Here is an 18,607-nt window from a genome sequence, read left to right on the forward strand (position 1 = left end):
TCAGGTAAACAGGATTATCATGGCACAGGTTACTAAAAAAGAAGTCGACGTCGTGGTCTGCGGCCTCGGCTGGGCAGGCTCACTGATGAGTATTGAGCTGGCGCTGGCAGGACTGGAGGTGCGCGCCCTGGAGCGCGGCGGCGATCGCGATTATGACGAGTTCGCCTATCCGAAACCGGCAGATGAATATGCCTATGCGGTGCGCAACAAAGTGTTCGCCATCCCGGCGGAAGTGGCGGTCACCGTGCGCTACAACAGCAGCCAGACCGCACTGCCTACCCGTAAATGGGGGGCATTTGCACCGGGCACCGGCGTCGGCGGCGCAGGCATGCACTGGACGGCGGTACTGATCCGTCCCACTCCGACCGATATCAAACTCAAAACCTATGTCGACGAGGCCTACCGGCCCGGCATTCTGCAGGAAGATATGCGGGTGATGGACTTCCCCTTCAGCTGGGAAGAGATCGAGCCTTATTACTACAAATTCGAGCTGATCTGCGGCCAGTCGGGCAACACCGGCAACCTGCGCGGCAAAATCCTGCCGGGCGGCGATCCGTTTGAAGGGCCACGTTCTGAACCTTATCCGCTGCCCGCGCTGGAAGACACGCTGAACAATGTCATGTTCAAAGAGGCGGCGCAAAAACTCGGTTACCACCCGTTCCCGAACCCGTCGGCCTGTGTGTCGCGGGCGTGGAAAAACCCTTACGGCAACCAGATCGCCCCCTGTAACTACTGCGGCTACTGCAGCAAATATCCCTGCCTGAACTACTCCAAAGCGTCGCCGCAGACGGCGGTGATGGATGCGCTGAAGCGCATGCCGAACTTCTCTTATGAAGTGAACGCGGAAGTGATTAAGGTGGTGCTGAACGATGATAAGAAAACCGCCAAAGGGGTGATCTACATCGATGCGCAGGGCAATGAGTGCTTCCAGCCGGCGAAAATCGTCGTGCTGAGCAGCTTCCAGCTCTACAACGTGCGGCTGATGCTGCTCTCCGGCATCGGCAAGCCTTACAACCCGATAACCGAAGAGGGCGTGGTCGGCCGTAACTACGCCTTCCTGTCGAACGGCGGCGCGACCCTGTTCTTCAAAGATAAAAACTTTAACCCCTACGCCACTGCAGGGGCGACCGGGCAGATGTTTAACGATATCTCGCCAGGCAACTTCGATGGCCCCGGACTGGGCTTCCTGGGCGGCGCGAAGATCCACAGCTCACAGGCGACCGGCACGCCTATCAGCACCGCGCTGCCAAAAGGCACGCCCTCCTGGGGCATGGGCTACAAGGAGGGCCTGGAGGAGTGGTACGGTCATTCGATGAAGATCAGCATTACCACCACCTGTCAGTCCTACCGCGATATCTATCTGGATCTCGATCCGAACTACAACGATCACCGCGGGCTGCCGCTGCTGCGTATGACCTTCAACTGGAAAGAGAATGAGCTGAGGCTGCAGCAGCATCTGAAAGGGATCGTCGGCAATATTGCTAAAGAGCTGAACCCCGACAGCATGAGCATGAGCTTCCTGCCGATGGGCGCGGATTTCGATATCACCAAATATGTCTCGACCCACAACGTGGGCGGGGCGGTGATGGGCGATAACCCGAAAACCTCGGCGCTGAACAAATACCTGCAGAGCTGGGACGTGCATAACGTCTTTGTGCCGGGCGGCAACGCCTTCCCGCAGAACTTCCAGGCGAACCCGACCGACACCATCGGTGCGATTACCCTGATGGCCGCACAGGCGATCAAAGATCACTACCTGAAAAATCCCGGCCCACTGGTACAGGCATAAGCGCATGAATAAGCTGAAACTTAACTCTTTTATCGCCAGCAGCACGCTGCTGCTGGGCAGCCTCTCTGCGCTGCCGGTTCACGCCGAAGATGAAGCACAACTGATTAAGCAGGGTGAATACCTCTCCCGGCTCGGTGACTGCATGGCGTGCCACTCGCTGCCGGGCAAGCCTGACTATGCGGGCGGACTGGCGATTACCTCGAACCTCGGCACCATCTTCTCCACCAATATCACGCCCGATAAGCAACACGGCATCGGTAACTACAGCGAGCAGCAGTTTGCTGACGCGGTGCGTAAAGGCATCCTGCCGGACGGCTCCCGTCTCTATCCGGCGATGCCTTACCCCGACTACGCCAGAATCAGCGATGCCGATATCTACGCGCTCTACGTCTACTTTATGAAGGGCGTGCAGCCGAGCGCAGCGCAGCCACCGGAAACGGATCTGAGCTTCCCGTTCAGCCAGCGCTGGGGCATGCGTTTCTGGAACTGGGCGTTCACGTCCGATAAGCCGTTCCGGCCAATCGGTGGCGCATCAGCCGACGTTAACCGCGGTGCCTATATCGTTGAGAGCCTGGGTCACTGCGGCAGCTGCCATACGCCGCGCGGCCTGGGCATGAACGAGAAAGCCCTCGACAGCGGTGACGATCAATTCCTGGCAGGTGGCAGCCTGAACCACTGGGCAGTGCCGTCGCTGCGTGGCCTGCCGCACTGGAGCCAGCAGGAGATCGTGGATTACCTGCAGACCGGGCGTAACGATAAGGCGGCGGTGGGCGGCGAGATGACCTCTGTGATTGAGCACAGCAGTTCGCACATGACCGATGCCGATCTCAACGCCATCGCCGCTTACCTGAAGTTTCTGGGCGGCAATCCGCCCCTGCAGGCGTATAACGTGCAGGCGCAGCAGGCAACGGAAGCGAAACTTACCGCGGCGAAAAACCTCAGCGAAGGTGAGCGTCTCTATCTGGATAACTGCGGTGCCTGTCACTTCGTGACCGGCAAAGGCGCGCCGGGCGTCTTCCCGGAACTGAATCAGGCGACGATCGTCAACGCCAGCGACCCTACGGGTCTGATCCATACGATCCTGGCAGGCGCTCAGCAACCCTCTGTCGCTAAGGCCCCGTCAAAACTGGCGATGCCTGGCTTTGCCGGACGGCTGAGTGATGATGAAGTGGCGCAGCTGGCGACCTTTATTCGTCAGGGCTGGAGCAACAGCGCGCCAGCCGTAAGTAAAGATCAGGTGGCTAAGGTGCGGAAAACTCTGAAGTAACGAAGAAGGGCTTCCCCTCTGCCGGTCTGGAGAGGGGAACGCCCGGATCAGTGGAAGGTGCGCGCCACTTCCAGCACGCCGTTAATCACAAACTGCACGCCCATGCAGACAAGTAAAAATCCCATCAGGCGCGAGATCGCCTCAATGCCGCTCTTGCCGACCAGCTTCATGATCGCTCCGGAGCTGCGCAGCGAGACCCACAAAATCAGACTCACCAGCAGGAAGGTCAGCACCGGCGCGACGCTCAGCACCCAGGCGGGAAAATCGACGCCGCTTTTCACCGTCGAGGCGGAAGAGATGATCATCGCAATGGTTCCCGGCCCGGCCGTGCTCGGCATCGCCAGCGGCACAAAGGCGATGTTCACCGGCTCTTTGGCCTCGTCCAGCTCATCCAGTTTCTGCTTTGCTTCCACCGAATGGCTGGCAGGCTTCGCCGGAAAGAGCATCCGGAAACCGATAAAGGCGACAATGAGTCCACCGGCGATACGCAGGCCGGGAATCGAGATGCCAAAGGTGTTCAGCACCGCATTGCCCGCGTACCACGCCACCAGCATGATAGCGAACACGTAGAGAGACGCCTGCCGCGCCTGACGGTTGCGCTCCTGGAAGTTCATGTCACCCGCCAGCCCTAAAAACAGCGCCACGGTGGTGAGCGGATTCGCCAGCGGCAGCAGCACGACCAGCCCCAGGCTTACCGCTTTGATCAGCTCCAGCATGTCAGATCCCCCTGATTAATGTTTCGGGCGCTCCAGCGCTTCCAGCAACTCGGGGAAGAAGTCCTGCAGGATTTCAGGCGTCATCAGTTCGGGATACTGCATCAGGTGTTCGCGGATGCGCTCGTTGACTTCCGGCAGCAGTCGCTGGGCCGCGGCGCTGGCGGTGATTTTATGCTTCTTCATGGCGCGCAGCAGATCGCCCGGCAGGGCGTCTTCGTCGTCGCCGTCATCGACCATTTCCAGCGCGTCCAGCTCGTCGAACATCTCCATCAGCGCTTCGGTCTGCGGCGTGCGGGATTCATATTCGCGCGGATGCTCCTCCTCCAGGAAGCGCAGCATGGCGCGCATCGGCGTGCCATCAGGGGAAGCAGGGGGTTCGGCTGCGAACCAGCTCAGCAGCTGGTGCATGGTGACCTGGTGAACGCGATAGCCGCTGTCGACCAGCTCATCGGCCAGCAGTTCGGCGGTTTCGTTTTCTATCAGACAGATATGCGTGCGGTTGGGTTCGTACTGATCCAGCCACTGATAGATCTCTTCAATCACGCCATCGTCATACTCGAATTTTTTGCTGAGATAGCTGCCGTCCTGCTGGTGAACGCAGGCCTGGATCTGATCGGGGTCGAAGTAAAGTGCGATGTTGATGCCTTTCATGCGTGCTGTCCTGTAGAAACCAAAACAACACTATAGCGCTCAACCCCAGGTTAAGGGAATGTGAGGCATCACAGCACGGCGGAGTTTCCCTCTCCCCGCTGAACCGCGAGGAGAGGGAGGCAGAGAGGGGATCAGGAGATAAAGTTTTTACCCTGCTTCAGGACCACGTCGCAGGCTTTGGTTTTGAGTTTCTCACCCATTGGCGAGTTGCTCAGGCTCTGCAGATTGAGCTGCTGACCGTTACCGGTGTTCAGCAGGCCTGCCAGGCCCTGGGTGTAGTCTGTCTGCTGCTGTTGCGCGGCGGGCGTGGTCAGGCCCAGCTTGCTCAGCACCTGATCTTTCACCGACTGCACATTGTTTTTCACCACGTTATGCTCGACGCAGTACTGCATCACGCCAGCCGCGTTCGTCATGCTACTGGCGCTGACCGCTTTATCGCCGCCGCCCAGCATGCTGGTAATGGAGGAGAGCGACAGCCCGCCATTCTGCTGCGTGGTGCTGGTGGTGTTACCGCTGTTCTGCTGGCTGAGCTGCGACGCTGCACTGCTCAGCTGATCCTGCCAGCTTGCTGCTGATGCACTGCCTGCGACCAGAAACGCGGCCAGTCCCCATCCCCACACACTGCGTTGTGCCTGTTTCATCTCAACCTCGGTATCTGCGTATTCAGTTTTGCTAAGAGAGGCAAAGGCACAAAAAGTTCCTGAACTTTTTTATTTAATTCGACTTTAAGACTCTTCTGTAATCATGGCGCTGAATAATGGAGTAAAGCGCGGCCTGGGTTATTTCACGGCGTAACATGATGTCTGTGTAAATAAAGATCTGGCGCTGAAACATTATTTAATATTCTCGCCCGTTATGGCAGGAATATTCCTGGTTGCTGCGAATTTTTGTGGCCTTTTTATCGGCATAAATCCTGATGGCACATACCCAAGGGTAACTATTTATCCATGAAATCAGTTCTTTTCAGGTTTCTGTTTTTACAGGTTTTTCTATTTTTAGCGCAGCGGTAAAAACTGAGGTTTTATTTTGATTGATGTTAATCGAGGGGGCTGAATATAAATTTCATTCGCCGGGGGATTTTATTATTCCGGCTTGCGAAATCAGCGAGAGTGTTCATGCTTAATCACTGTGTCAGGCAGTTGTGGCAGATATTTAATCTTAACGGGAGAGTCAATATGGCTGGGCAGCCAGAACACAATAACTCTGCAGAGGTCGCGCTTAAACTCGCTGAAGAGGAAATAGCCCTGACGAAGCAAAAGATTGTGGATGGACATGTCCGCGTTACCCGTTCCACAACCGAGCATGACGAGGTCATCAGTACACTGCTTAACCGGGATAAGGTTGAGGTTGAGCATGTAGCAAAAGCACAACCCGTTGAGACGATGCCCGATATCAGGGAAGAAAACGGTGTACTGATTGTCCCGGTAGTTGAAGAAGAAATCCAAATCGTCAGAAAACTGGTGCTTAAAGAGGAAATCCACATCCGAAAAGTGCAGGAACACGTTCCTTTTCAGGAAGTGGTGACCCGACGTGAGCAGCAGGTGAACGTTGAGAGAGATGACGATCAAACCCGCTAACAGAGAGGAACCTATCATGGCACAGGAAAAAATCGTAACACTGTTCGATTCTGCAAATCAGGCAGAGGCCGCGAAAAGAAATCTCGTGAAAGCAGGCTTTTCCGATCGGGACATCAGTCTTATCAGTGGAGAGCGTTTAGAGCAGGAAGGGCAGTCAGTCCGCCATCCGAGCCTCTGGCAGCGCCTGTTTGGCCATACCGTCGATAAAGATCAGGCGGATGTCTATACCCGGGCGATGGATAAAGGCGGCGTGGTTCTGACGCTGCGCACCGAAGAGGAGAAGCTGGCTCGCGCCATGACGATTCTCCATTCGCATGACTCGGTGGATGTCCCGTCACGTATGCAGAGCAGCCTGAATAACGGCACAACCGCGCCGGGCGTTAACCCGACGGCGGGTAAGCAGTTTGCCGGTGAGACCAACGACCGTCAGGTTGAGCCGCGACGCACCTCGCTGACCGGTGACGAGAGCGAAGCCGACATTCTGCGTCTGGCCGAAGAGCAGATTGAAGTGGGCAAACGTCTGGTCAGCGAAGGCTCGACCCGTGTACGCCGCTATACGGTGACCGATACCGTCTCTGAAGAGATTTCGCTGCATGAGCAGCACGCTGACATCTTCCGCCGCTCGGTGAATGAACCTGCGCTGGCCGGAGAGGTGGACTGGTCCGAGAAAACCGTCGAAGTGGCGGAGACCCATGAGCAGCCGGTGATCAACAAAACGGCTCATGTGAAAGAAGAAGTGGTGGTGCGAACCGATGGCAGTGACCGCACCGAGACCATTAATGACACGGTCCGTCGTCAGGAAGTGGATATCGACCACGCCCGCGGCGGTCTGGATAGCGAACTGCCGGGTTCAGCGGCACGAGGCAAACCGGCAACCGCAGGCACGGCCTCACCCGGCGTGCAGAACCGCGACCACAAAGAGAGCCTGACGGAGAAGGTGAGCGAGAAAGCCAGCGAAGTGAAGGATAAGGTTGAAAACAAGCTGCATCATCGTGATTACGACCATTCGCACTGAGGCGCCAACCCTGACAACAGGCGCTGAGGGCAATGCCCGATGCTGAGCATGCACGAAGAAGCCAACCGCGAGGTTGGCTTTTTTGTGGGGGTGGAACCTCGCCTGAGAGGCAGAGAGGTCAGCTTAGCGTCTTCCTGAGAATCGCATTCAGCCAGATCTCATTGCCCCGGCCGGCACGTAAATCACCGGTCTGCCAGAGGTGTGCTGTCTCAAGAGCGAACCTGTTCTCCCTGGCGCCCGCTTCTGCTGTCGTCAGCGGCTTATTTTCCGCCAGCGTCTGAGCGCCGCGAATATTAACGCCATCAATCAGTTTCTGTAACCCGGCCATATCCATATCTGTAAATCTGCGGCCATCCTTTTCCCGCTCGCCGCGGCCATATTTGAACGAGAGATACCACACGCCGCCTGGTTTCAGCGCGATGGCCAGCCTGGTCATGACGTCAGGCAGTTCCGCCCCGGAGATGTGCAGCAGGGAGGCGCAGCACCAGATCCCGTCGTATGTTTCAACCGCATCAACCTCCTGAAAACGCTTCTGCGCCACCGCGTTCCCGGAAAACTGACGGGCCAGCACAACCAGTTCGGCGGAAGCATCAAAGGCTTCGACGACAAAGCCCATATCACTAAAGGCTCGGACGTCACGCCCTGAACCGCAGCCTGCATCCAGAATGCGTGCGCCGGGCGGCAATTCGCTGATAAAAGGGCGGTAAAGTGCCGACATATCCACGGTTGCCGTATCACGAAAAAACCGCTGAGCGTGTTCCCGGTAATACTCTTCATTGCTCAAAACAGGCTGTCTCCCTGTGCTGCTGGCTGCCACTCGTGCAGCAGGGCAAATTTTGCCCTGTTCCAGTTCGTCTGCAGAAAGCTGTGCCGCTGTTGGGGCGTTTCGCCGGTCTGGCGGATTAACGTTTCCCGCAGTGGCAGGTGGCTGTTAATAAAGTATTCGTTTCGATCGTTCAGGCGCTGCAGCAGCGCGATTGAGGGAATACGAGCAAACTTACCCTGAGCACCGCGATTACAGGTCTGGCAGGCCAGCACCAGATTCCAGACGCCGTTGAGGTTGCCGATCTCTTCGCTGAGCATCAGCGGCAGGAAGTGATCGACATCAGCCAGGTTCTCCTCACCGCCCGTCACGCCAATCGGCCGGAAGCAATAAAAGCACCGGCCTTTCTGGTAGCCGTTCAGGCTGCTGCGACAGCTGGTAATAGTGACGCGACGACCACTCTGACGGCTGAAAAGCATCTTGTCGTTATCGTCATAATCAACCGCAATCAGGTTACGTGAAACGTTCATCGCCCAGGCTTCTTCAACCAGCCGCCATCTGGCCTCTGTTTCCGCGACCAGACTGGCAAACTGATCATTTTCTGTCAGCTGGTAAAAGTTATCCGTCAGCCGGATGCCTTTATGGCTGCGCCGTTCATCCAGAAAGAAACGTTTGTCGATCTCCGCGTAATTCACGTTATGAAAGGCATCAATGACATTCGCAAAGCCGCGCTTCACGGTAATGGCAATCAGCTGATCTTTGGTGATGTCGCCCGCATTGAATTGCCTGCACGCCTCCAGAAACCCGCTGCTTTTGCTGGTGATTTGTTTAGGGGCATCCCGCAGGTGAGCACATAAATGACGCGTAAAGGGCACGGCCAGCGCCTCCAGCGTAATCAGATCGCTGTCTGGCTGCTTCAGGTCATAGAGCGCATGGGCCAGGGCAAACTTATAGGAGGCGACATTTTTGCCAAAGAGAATAACGCCGCGCCAGTAGTTTTCAAGGCGGGGATCGGCCTGGTAAAAGCGCATGCAGGTTCCTGTTTTGCGAGGCAGCTCGAAAATTCACGTAACAGGATCAGATAACAAACACAGGTAAATGTAAACCGTAAAGGGCGGGCGGGGGAGCGCGCGCTTTCAGGGATAAAAAGGCGTTAAAAGGTCATAAAGAGATTATGATAGCCGCTGTTGCCGGGCTCATCCGCAGGGACGCCCTCTGCTTAACAACAGATTGTCATTTCACTCACCTCACATTCAGGGAACAGGAAGCAGCGTGACGGTTATTCAGAAGCGGGTAATGCTAGTGGCAGCGCTTGCCACCCCGGTTATCGCCCAGGAAAGCGGCGTATCTTTTAATCACAAGGCGTGGTCAGTAGCCTGCGATAACACCTTAACCTGCCGTGTCGGCGGGCAAACCACAGAAGAGAATCTGGGCGGCGTGTTGCTGACGCGCGCAGCGGGCGCGGATACCGCCACCTCTGGCGAAATCATGCTGCCGGAGGATGATGAAAATCAGAAGCCGTTGACAACGCTTACGCTCTGGATCAACGGCCAGCGTGTGGGTGACGCAACGCAGAAAGCACATCGCTGGTGGTTGTCAGATGCGCAGTCGCTGGCGCTGATTCAGGCTATCAAAGGCCGCGGCACGGTGGAGTTCAGAGGGGATAATGAGACCCTTCAGCTTTCCGGTGATGGCGCCTATGCAGCCCTGCTGAAAGTGGATGACGTGCAGGGCCGCATCAACACACCGGGTGCCTGGGTGAAAAAAGGCGACAGGCCCGAAAAGAGCGTCGCGAAAGCCGTGGCTGTTCCGGTTATCCAGGCGGCACAGATCAGTCACTCACAGCCCTTTGTTCTGACAAAAGAAGAGGCGGCAGCGCTCAGGCCGCAGCTGCTTGCCGCGTTAACCCAGGACCAGGAGTGTGATTATCTGACCGCAGTCGGAGAGAAGGACGTCAACGACCATATTATCAGCGGCGATATTACCGCCACGCCACTGGATGCAACGCACACGTTGCTTTCCACCCAGTGCTGGGGCGCAGCCTATAACCAGGGATACGGCTACTGGATCACCGACGCGCAACGCAAAGCGAAGCCGGTGGCCGTCACCACCGACGCACAGACCTGGGAAAAGGGTGTCATCACCAACGTTTCGCTGGCAAGCAGTGCCGGCAGCTGCGTGTTTAAAGAAGAGTGGGTCTGGGATGGCAGGGCGTTTCGTCAAAGCCTGGTGGAAATCAACGATGGCTGCTGGTTTCCACGTACCCTCGGTGACAGAGTGATACCCACGCTGATATCAGACGTAAAACATGAGGGAATAAAGTGAACCGTAAACCGATGCTGTTCGTTCTGGCGATGCTCTCCCTGTCGGCTCAGGCCAGCCAGAGCGGCACCACCTTTGAGCACAAAGACTGGGAAGTCGCCTGTGATAATACGCTGACCTGCCGCATTGCGGGTTATGGCAAAGAAGAGGATCCGTCCGGCTCCATCCTGCTCACCCGTGCCGCCGGACCCGGAACAGAGACGGTGGGAGAGGTGACGCTGGGCGACACAGAAGATGACAGCGAACCGGCGGAAAATCTGACGCTGTGGATCGACGGGAAATCAGCCGGCGATCTCGTGGCGGCCGATGATAACTGGCGTATGTCAGCCAGTCAGACTTCTGCGGTCATCAGCGCCGTCAAAGGCAACGGTAAAGTTGAATTTAAAGGCGGCACAAAGCCTTTCCTGCTTTCCGGCGAAGGCGCCTATGCCGTGCTGGTGAAAGCGGACGACGTACAGGGCCGGATCGGCACGCCAGGCGCGCTCACCAGAAAGGGCAATAAGCCGGAAAGCAGCGTGGCTAAGGCTGTGCCCGCACCGGTTATCCAGGCAGCAAAAACCGTCAGCGGCGAACCCCGTCTGCTGACCGATGCGGAAATCGACGCGCTGAAAACCCGACTGCTTTCAACCGTCAATCGCAATGACGATGACACGTGCGACAGCCTGTACTCACCTGGCGAAAACAGCGATCCGGAAACCGATGGACTCACCCTTACGCCACTGGATGAGAGACATGCCTTGCTTTCGGCGCTCTGCTGGCGAGCCGCTTACAACGAAGGCTATGGCTACTGGGTGATCGATAATCAGCTAAAAGGCCAGCCGGTGCTGGTAACCGTGTCCGGATCGGATTACGACAAGGGCGAGATCACCAGCGTGCAGAAAGGCCGGGGCATCGGCGACTGCATGAACCAGGAGAGCTGGGTATGGGATGGTCAGGCTTTCCGCAAAAGCTATGACGGCGGGACCGGTATGTGCCGTTACATCCATGCGGGCGGCACCTGGGATCTGCCCACGCTGGTAGCGGATGTGAAGCCTGTTTCAGGTTAGCGCTTTGGTTACGTCAGGGAACCATGAGAGCCGGAGGAACCGCTGCAGAGCGGGTGAGGGGAGTAATCAGCGTCAGCAAGGCTGTCATCTGATGAACGTAAAATCTGAAAAGATGGTTTTTTCAGCAGTTGTACCTTAGCCTGCGGATAAGGGTTGCGGAAACAGGGGGTAACGGTATAATCCCCAACGTTTTCCGCATCCCTTCAGTGCCGAAGTGGCGAAATCGGTAGACGCAGTTGATTCAAAATCAACCATCGAAAGGTGTGCCGGTTCGAGTCCGGCCTTCGGCACCATCGGAAAAAAAATTAAGTCGCTTAAGGGCGGCTTTTTTTGTGCCTGAAATCCAGTATTTAACCATTATTCCCGCTATATTAACTCTCTTCAGGTCAACCGACTTCAACGTACATCTACCAACAGATGTTGGTACAGATGATGGTATTTCTTGTTCGATAATGCTTGTACCAACAGGGAGGGGATAGGCATGGCTCTAACAGATATCAAAGTCAGAACAGCCAAGCCAACGGATAAGCAATACAAACTGACCGATGGCAACGGTATGCATCTTCTTGTTCATCCAAATGGCTCTAAGCACTGGCGTTTGCAGTACCGATTTGGCGGAAAGCAAAAGATGCTGGCACTTGGGGTATATCCTGAAATCACATTGGCGGATGCTAGATCACGCCGCGACGAAGTGCGTAAGCTGTTGGCGAATGGCGTCGATCCAGGAGACAAAAAGAAAAGTGATAAGGTTGAGCAGAGAAAAGCCCATACTTTTAAAGAGGTGGCGATTGAGTGGCATAGCACCAATAAAAAGTGGTCTGAAGATCATGCCCATCGTGTGCTAAAAAGCCTGGAAGATAATCTCTTCGCAGAGCTCGGGGAGCGTAATATCACGGAATTAAAGACTCGCGATTTATAGCACCCATTAAAGCCGTGGAGATGTCTGGACGTCTTGATGTTGCTGCCCGTCTTCAACAGCGACCACAGCAATCATGCGTTATGCTGTGCAGAGTGGATTGATTGATTATAACCCCGCTCAGGAGATGGCTGGGACAGTTACTTCTGGAAACAGGCAACATCGTCCGGCACTGGAGTTAAAACGCATCCCTGAGTTACTTGAGAAAATAGATAGCTATACCTGCAGGCCGCTAACCCGCTGGGCAACGGAACTCACTCTGCTTATCTTTATTCGATCTAGTGAGCTACGTTTTGCTCGCTGGTCAGAAATCGATTTTGAAACTTCAATGTGGACCATCCCGCCTGAGCGAGAGCCTATTCCTGATGTGAAACATTCTCAGCGAGGCTCAAAGATGCGTACACCGCATCTAGTGCCGCTTTCAAAACAGGCGCTGGCGATCCTGAAGCAGATAAAACAGTTCTGTGGCGAACATGAGCTGATCTTTATTGGCGATCATGATCCGCGTAAGCCAATGAGTGAAAACACCGTAAACGGTGCGCTACGGGTCATGGGATATGATACTAAGGTTGAGGTTTGCGGCCACGGCTTCCGTACAATGGCCTGTAGTTCGTTAATTGAGTCAGGTCTATGGTCGAAGGATGCAGTGGAGCGCCAGATGAGCCATATGGAACGCAATTCGGTGCGGGCTGCATATATCCATAAAGCGGAACATCTGGACGAACGCAAGCTGATGTTGCAGTGGTGGGCTGATTTTCTGGATGCAAACCGGGAGAAGGGGATTACGCCGTTTGACTATGCGAAGATCAATCGGGGTAATGGCGTGTGAGTTGAATGCCTGTATTTCTAGGTTGGTCGCTGTATTTTTTTACCGTTGTTATCAGAATTCAACTATTCTAGTAAGCAATCACTAGGAGATAATCTCTATGCTCAAATATGCAGCGCAGCAATTTGAGCTAGAGATTCCCGAGCGCTGGTTGTGATTAATTAATCCGGTCAAACATTTTTTTAAGGTAGCTGCTCCCACCGTCTTCCATGAATAAAATGTGCTTGTCTTCCAGCTCTTGCTTTTTTACTTTATCGCCGACGTTCAATAAATCAGCATATTTTGTTGGTGAAAGCACAAAAGCATTGAGCGTTAGTGCTGGCTCGCCAGCTGCTGCCTGCTTGGTTAAGTCTGCCTCAATTTTTTTGATTTCGGTATGAAGCCCCAATTTCGGATGGTTCAGATCCATGTGCTTTAAACCTTTTGGATCAACAAACGAAAGCCACTGCTCACCGCTTGCATCATCAACCAGCCAAAGCAAGAAGTCCGGGTAAAAGTTACCTGCCGTTGCAAACCCAATTCCCTTGTTCCTTGAATCCGCATTACGCAGTAAATACAGGCATCGCGTACCAATCGCCTTGCGTCCTACTGACGAGCCATAAAATGCCTGCAAATCTTCAATAAATTGAATTTCGCTTGGCGCATCAAACGCCAGTGGGCGCATTTTTAATGGCACCGCGTCTTTATCTTCCAAAGACAACAGTGGATAGAACAAATGCCGATCAAAGCTTATTGCGACCATGTGTGGTGCATTCCACTTGCTGGCCTCCCCCAAGTCACCCTTAGAAACCAGAGCTTTAAGCGCTTCTAGTTTCTTTAAATATTCATGACCATCATCGCTGTCATCAATTTCGAAGTGGTAGAGCTTGAGCATGGATCCGTGCTCATCATGCATGGGGATCACTTCATAAAACTGACCTTCATAACCGGTTTTCAGTGCTTTGTAGAACCGTTCCGTATAGTCACATAATAAACGGATCAGAATATCTTCCAACCGTTTAATGTCAGCAAAGCTTTTCGCCTCAAATTCTGGTTTGGGCATATACAGCGTATACCAGCTATGTTCCCCCAAGCAGAAATCGATCAACCGTTGCTTGTCTAAACGCAAGTTGCTCCAGTTACGCTGTTGCTTGAATGCCTGCAGCGCTAGGTAAATTCGGTCAAAATCAAAAAATGCAAAATGTGCCTGGTTGAGTTTTCCTTCATGGCGCACATTCAATTGCAGTGCAGCGCTGCCTTCGGTTGTACTGATCGCCTCTAGTCTAGGATACAAATCCAAAGTGATATGCGGGGTTTTGATCTTGCCGTCAAACTCTGCCGGGATTACATACAACCAAGGATAGTGGGTCCGTTTAAAGCCCAACTTTTGGTTGTCTCTATAACCATCCTTTAGCGCCAGAGTCTTTAACTTTTTGGTCGGCAAGTTTGGTTGAGTCGGGAAGTCCAGTTCGATGATTTCATCGCTTGGGGTAATACCTTCCTCCTTCAGATAATCCTTAAAGGCGGCCATATAGCTGGCGCGCACGCCAAATATGTTCAGGGTTTCCAGCTTATCCAAGTACAGGCCTTTCGGGCGCTGATGTGGCTCTGTACGCTTCAGCGAGAAGTCTTTGCCCTTAAGGCGCACGCCACGACCAAACAACTGAATAATTTGTGAACCTTCTCCTTGGCCCATGTTCAGCAATCCCATGGTGGATACACGCCAGCTGCTCCAGCCTTCAGTAAATTTGCGAGAGCCAATCAGCACATTTAATTTGCTGTCTTTGTTGTTCAGTGTACCGAATAGGGCACCGCCAAAATCGTCGGCTTCACTGTCGAAGCTATCCAGTTCCTCTGCGGTTTTATAAAAGCCACTATCATCACCAATCGAGATCAGGCCAAACGGTTCGGCATCGCCCACACGCAGTGCCAGCTCGCCTTTACTGTTCTTGATGTTCACCAGCTTTAAACGCTGGCGGGTATTAGCATTGAACAACTTGTGCAAAATGTCGGCGTACAGGCCATCGATATTGTTGCTGAACCCCATTAAAGAGTTAAACCGCCCCTGGAAAATATTGTTGCCTTTGGCATCGAGCAGTTGCGCCTTGTCATCGACCAACTCTTTAAGCCAGGTTTTTATGGTTTGCTCATCATTCAGGAAGAAACTCAAAAACTGCACGACTTCGAGAATGTCGGAATCCTCTCCGGATACCGTATTACCCACAAAAACCCATAGAGGTTTTTCAATATTAAAGCCATTCAACTTGCCTTGATGGGTTTGCCAAAGCCAGGTTTGCTGATAAAAACTTAATAAACAAGCAGTAAAATACTTTTGTGCATTATCGGCTTGCTCGTAGGCCTCACCATTCATATTTAAAATGAGTGATTCTTTGCCATAGCCATCGTCGTAGAAATATTTGTAGGAATAGTCAAACAGAATGCACTTCGCATAGATCTCTCGGGTAGCTGTCACGCGGGCCTGGCGTTGCTCCGCTTGTGTTAAGACTAGCTGTGCGAGTTGTGCGTCATCCAGCTTCTTTAATGCCGTTGTCTCAAACAGCGTTTTGGCTTTCCTTTTCAAGAGCTCTTCTTCGGCTTTGACGACAGTATTACCCTTCGCCACAGCCTGACCAAAAGTCGCCGAGTATTCAAAGGCAAAACCACCTCGTACCAATGCATCACGGCGTTGCATCCAGGAACCTGCGGCTGTACCGGTGCCACGGTGGCCTTCGTCGACCAGTACCAGGTTATTGCCTTCAAAGGCTTCAACGGCAACCGTTTTATCGCCCATACTGTCACCGAGCTTGTTGATGTCGATAATCTCGATGGTGCCTTTAAAGGTGTTGGTTCGGTTTTTATCGAAGAAACGACTGAAACTGAAACCTGAAAGCTCTAATTCCTCCAGATGCTGCTTAGATAAGCCTTCGTTCGGTGTCAGCAGAATGATTTTGTCCGGGTACAGATTGCTATTGCCAGCCTGAAAATAATGTAAATACTGTTTGATATTTACATGTAATAGCAGGGTTTTACCGCTGCCCGTGGCATTCCAGAACGCGATCTTATTCAAGTCACTGGCGATATAGGTCTGAAAGGTTTCTGCGCCTTGCTCTTTACTATACGATGCCAGCTCTTCGTTCAGGCCATCAAGCAATGCTTGTGGCTTGGAAAAGTACCAGTCCAGATATATTTCCGTGAACAACAACGATAAATACTGAAAGTACTTCATGTTCAGCACATGGCCTTCCAGTTGATTACGGTGTTTGGTAATAGCCTGCCAGTGCTCAACAATATGCAAATCGTAGCGGCGTAAATCGGCCTCGGAAATCCGGTCCACTTCAAACAGGTTGCGCGTCAGTTCATGAAAGAACAGGGTTTGACCGTCTTCATCAATGCCTTCGTGCAGGTCATCACCCAAGCGAAGTTTTAGTGCGGCAAGTTCATTGCCTTTAAAAAATCGCATCATCCAACGGTTGAGGACTAACTCTTGATGAAAGCTCCGTTTCTTAAGCTTTGTCTTTGCTGCTGATTTTGGGAGGGCCATTAAATCTCCTCCTCGGCAAACATACGTTCCAAAAACTCCGGTTCAATCTGGCGCAGTTTTAATACGCGCGTCTCGCCACCTTCGTCGGCTGTTTGAGACAGTACCGTGGGAATATTATGATCGCCATTGATGTAGACGACATCAAACTCATTGTCTGCCGGGTTTAGCGCCAGCTTATCGCATAGTTTGTTGAGGCCTTCGTAATCGATCTTCTCGCAGTCGCGCCATAAGACCAAACAGGTTTCACCGTTGGGCAGGGTGCCAGTTACCGTCACAAAACCACGCTCAGGCTGCGCATCCATATGCTTTACGGTTAAGCCGACTAGGTAGTTAAAGGTTTCTACTAAATCGATTTTTTGCTCTTTGAAGGCACCGGCGGAATCCACCGCAATTTTCATGGTGTAGTCGAAGGGCTTTTTAAAGTCGTCAGTGGAAAGCAGTGAACCACGGCTTTCTACGTCGAGCATGTAGTTAAGCAGGTAGTCGTCTTTGAATTCGGGATTATTTTCAAACAGATCAGCCTTCGGATTATTGAGTTCGAGATTATTTAAAGCATCCTCATAACTTTCGAGTTTAATAACTTCAAAAATACTTGAGAGACCGTCACTGGAATTAACAGGCTTTCCATTCTTCCAAGAAGAACAAAAATTGACTTTTTGCACCCTAGGTTTTATCAGTGTATCGAAATACTCTCCCTGATCAACAATAATGAATTTGGCCTCAGGGTTAATTTCTCGTCTTATCTCAGAAACAGCTTGTGCTGTCGTTCCTGAGCCAGCGAAAAAATCAAGGACAACTTTTTCATCATGCTCTTTTCCGATGCACGCAAGAATGGCATTCTTGACGAGACCTTTTGCCTTCGGGAAGTCAAAGTTTTTTTCACCAAATAAATCTTTAAGCTGAGCAGCACCAAAGTTCGCTGAAGCGTATTCTTTCTTATCCCACCAAGTTGTAGGAAGTGCGTTAGCATCCATCCTTGTTTTGAAGTCAATACTAATTTCACCCTCATTGTTCTTGCGGACACGATATTCGTTATATTCCGTCGCAACTCTGACATTCCCTCTTTGCCAGTTTTTCTCAATTTTGACGCCATCTTCAAACTTATCTGGATATACTAAAACTTCTCCGGCTGCTATATCCTCAAGAACGTCATAGCATTGATTTAAATCATTCCAAGCCATTTTGGGTACGCGCATCTGGCCTCTTTCGGTTACCACGATAGGGTAGTAAAGCTTCGGCCTATCGGAACGCTTGTCATTACTTCCTGCACGAATAAAGTTCATCCAAGCATATCGGCCTTGATCATCCTCAAGAGGATAACGATCGAGCTTTGCTTCGTCATAGCCGATTGATGCCGGTTGCGAATCGCTTGAGTTGCCATAAAAAAGAGCATATTCATGGACAGGCGAAAATTTACCCTTTGTTTTTCTGCTTTGTGGATTAACTTTTACCACTCCAACGCCTGCCTCCTTTGGAAACAGGTTATTCATTAATAAGCGCAAAGCCGAGACTTCTTCATCATCAATGGCGACGGATATCAGTGTGCTTGGCTTCATCAGTCTATTTGCAACTTCCAGTCGGCTTTCCATAAAGCTGAGCCAACTCGAATCTTTAAAGTCATTTTTGTAAAGAATTGCAGATGCATCCGTGTTGTAGGGCGGATCAATATAAATTGCATCGATACTATTCTTATACTTTCCTTCGAGAAACCTCAAAGCTTGAAAATTATCACCACTAATTAATGTGCCGTTTATCTTTTGGCTTAAGTTGTCAATTTGGTTTAGCAGTAAATTCTTGAAATCAATGTCAAACAGAGAAGTATCAACCGTTAGGCCTTTGTATTGCGCAAGAACATCTGGTTTAAGGTTGCCAGTTGATATCACTCCAAGTCTTTTCCACTGCGCTATTTGCCTTTCATTCTGGCATACAGTTTTAAGCTGATCGCTTTCTAAGTAATCCACTGAGATCAAATAATCCTTTTGTGCTACAAACTTCTTCTTCGTCCATAGCTTCTTCTGAAAATCCTCCAATTGCGCTAAAAATTTAATTAAGTCCAGCGCAATGCTGCGCAAGCACTGAATCATACGCAGATTATTTCCTATATCACTAAAGACTTCTGCGTTCTGCACGTCATCCAAGTGTATCACTTCGTTTTTAACATAAAAATCCAACTCGCCGCGCAGGAACTTACCGAGATTT

The 18,607-nt window shown here is 52.2% G+C and carries 13 protein-coding genes, 1 tRNA gene and 1 pseudogene; 8 read left to right on the forward strand and 7 right to left on the reverse strand.

What is annotated here, in order from left to right:
* Window positions 1-19: 19 nt before the first annotated feature.
* Both CKF42_RS04725 and CKF42_RS04730 read left to right on the forward strand, forming a co-directional pair.
* Window positions 20-1,789, forward strand: a complete 1,770-nt coding sequence (locus CKF42_RS04725) for a GMC family oxidoreductase (RefSeq protein WP_111207651.1) — start codon at window positions 20-22, stop codon at window positions 1,787-1,789.
* A gap of 4 nt (window positions 1,790-1,793) precedes the next feature.
* Window positions 1,794-3,056, forward strand: a complete 1,263-nt coding sequence (locus tag CKF42_RS04730) for a cytochrome c (RefSeq protein ID WP_111207652.1) — start codon at window positions 1,794-1,796, stop codon at window positions 3,054-3,056.
* A gap of 47 nt (window positions 3,057-3,103) precedes the next feature.
* On the opposite strand, the gene CKF42_RS04735 is transcribed toward CKF42_RS04730, so the two are convergent.
* The 3 genes from CKF42_RS04735 to CKF42_RS04745 all read right to left on the reverse strand — a co-directional run bounded on the left by CKF42_RS04735 (window position 3,104) and on the right by CKF42_RS04745 (window position 5,064).
* Entirely contained in the window at window positions 3,104-3,772 is a 669-nt protein-coding gene (locus CKF42_RS04735; protein ID WP_009092333.1) for a MarC family NAAT transporter, read from the reverse strand.
* A gap of 15 nt (window positions 3,773-3,787) precedes the next feature.
* Window positions 3,788-4,423 carry a hypothetical protein gene (locus CKF42_RS04740; RefSeq protein ID WP_046101128.1) on the reverse strand — a complete coding sequence of 212 codons (636 nt, stop codon included), beginning with the start codon at window positions 4,421-4,423 and terminating at the stop codon, window positions 3,788-3,790.
* Between the two features lie 131 nt (window positions 4,424-4,554).
* Window positions 4,555-5,064 (reverse strand): DUF2501 domain-containing protein, encoded by a 510-nt coding sequence (locus tag CKF42_RS04745; RefSeq protein ID WP_111207653.1) that lies wholly within the window; start codon window positions 5,062-5,064, stop codon window positions 4,555-4,557.
* Between the two features lie 534 nt (window positions 5,065-5,598).
* Here CKF42_RS04745 and CKF42_RS04750 point away from each other — a divergent pair.
* Complete coding sequence (locus tag CKF42_RS04750; RefSeq protein ID WP_111207692.1) at window positions 5,599-6,000, forward strand: DUF2382 domain-containing protein; 402 nt, start codon at window positions 5,599-5,601, stop codon at window positions 5,998-6,000.
* Between the two features lie 16 nt (window positions 6,001-6,016).
* Window positions 6,017-7,015, forward strand: a complete 999-nt coding sequence (locus CKF42_RS04755) for a YsnF/AvaK domain-containing protein (protein ID WP_111207654.1) — start codon at window positions 6,017-6,019, stop codon at window positions 7,013-7,015.
* 118 nt (window positions 7,016-7,133) lie between these two features.
* Here CKF42_RS04755 and CKF42_RS04760 read toward each other — a convergent pair whose 3' ends face one another.
* Together CKF42_RS04760 and CKF42_RS04765 are read right to left on the reverse strand one after the other, a co-directional pair.
* The gene (locus tag CKF42_RS04760) at window positions 7,134-7,799 is read right to left on the reverse strand and encodes a bifunctional 2-polyprenyl-6-hydroxyphenol methylase/3-demethylubiquinol 3-O-methyltransferase UbiG (protein WP_111207655.1); all 666 of its coding nucleotides are present in this window, start codon (window positions 7,797-7,799) and stop codon (window positions 7,134-7,136) included.
* A complete protein-coding gene (locus CKF42_RS04765; RefSeq protein ID WP_111207656.1) occupies window positions 7,796-8,809 on the reverse strand; it encodes an HNH endonuclease domain-containing protein in 1,014 nt (337 codons plus the stop codon). The genes CKF42_RS04760 and CKF42_RS04765 overlap by 4 nt, the downstream gene beginning before the upstream one ends.
* A gap of 265 nt (window positions 8,810-9,074) precedes the next feature.
* Here CKF42_RS04765 and CKF42_RS04770 point away from each other — a divergent pair, with 265 nt between their 5' ends.
* From CKF42_RS04770 to CKF42_RS04785, 4 genes and pseudogenes are all read left to right on the forward strand, one after another.
* Entirely contained in the window at window positions 9,075-10,103 is a 1,029-nt protein-coding gene (locus CKF42_RS04770) for a DUF1176 domain-containing protein (protein ID WP_111207657.1), read from the forward strand.
* An 11-nt stretch (window positions 10,104-10,114) separates the two neighbouring features.
* Window positions 10,115-11,146, forward strand: coding sequence for a DUF1176 domain-containing protein (locus tag CKF42_RS04775; protein WP_111207693.1), 1,032 nt, complete (start codon window positions 10,115-10,117; stop codon window positions 11,144-11,146).
* Window positions 11,147-11,354: 208 nt separating this feature from the next.
* Window positions 11,355-11,439, forward strand: a tRNA-Leu gene (locus CKF42_RS04780).
* Between the two features lie 188 nt (window positions 11,440-11,627).
* Window positions 11,628-12,891: pseudogene (locus tag CKF42_RS04785) on the forward strand (tyrosine-type recombinase/integrase).
* Window positions 12,892-13,045: 154 nt separating this feature from the next.
* Here CKF42_RS04785 and CKF42_RS04790 read toward each other — a convergent pair.
* Window positions 13,046-16,408 (reverse strand): DEAD/DEAH box helicase family protein, encoded by a 3,363-nt coding sequence (locus tag CKF42_RS04790; RefSeq protein WP_111207658.1) that lies wholly within the window; start codon window positions 16,406-16,408, stop codon window positions 13,046-13,048.
* Entirely contained in the window at window positions 16,408-18,537 is a 2,130-nt protein-coding gene (locus CKF42_RS04795) for a DNA methyltransferase (protein ID WP_369974597.1), read from the reverse strand. The genes CKF42_RS04790 and CKF42_RS04795 overlap by 1 nt, the downstream gene beginning before the upstream one ends.
* Window positions 18,538-18,607 lie beyond the last annotated feature (70 nt).

The sequence above is a fragment of the Pantoea sp. ARC270 genome (assembly GCF_003236725.1).
Taxonomy (GTDB): domain Bacteria; phylum Pseudomonadota; class Gammaproteobacteria; order Enterobacterales; family Enterobacteriaceae; genus Pantoea; species Pantoea anthophila.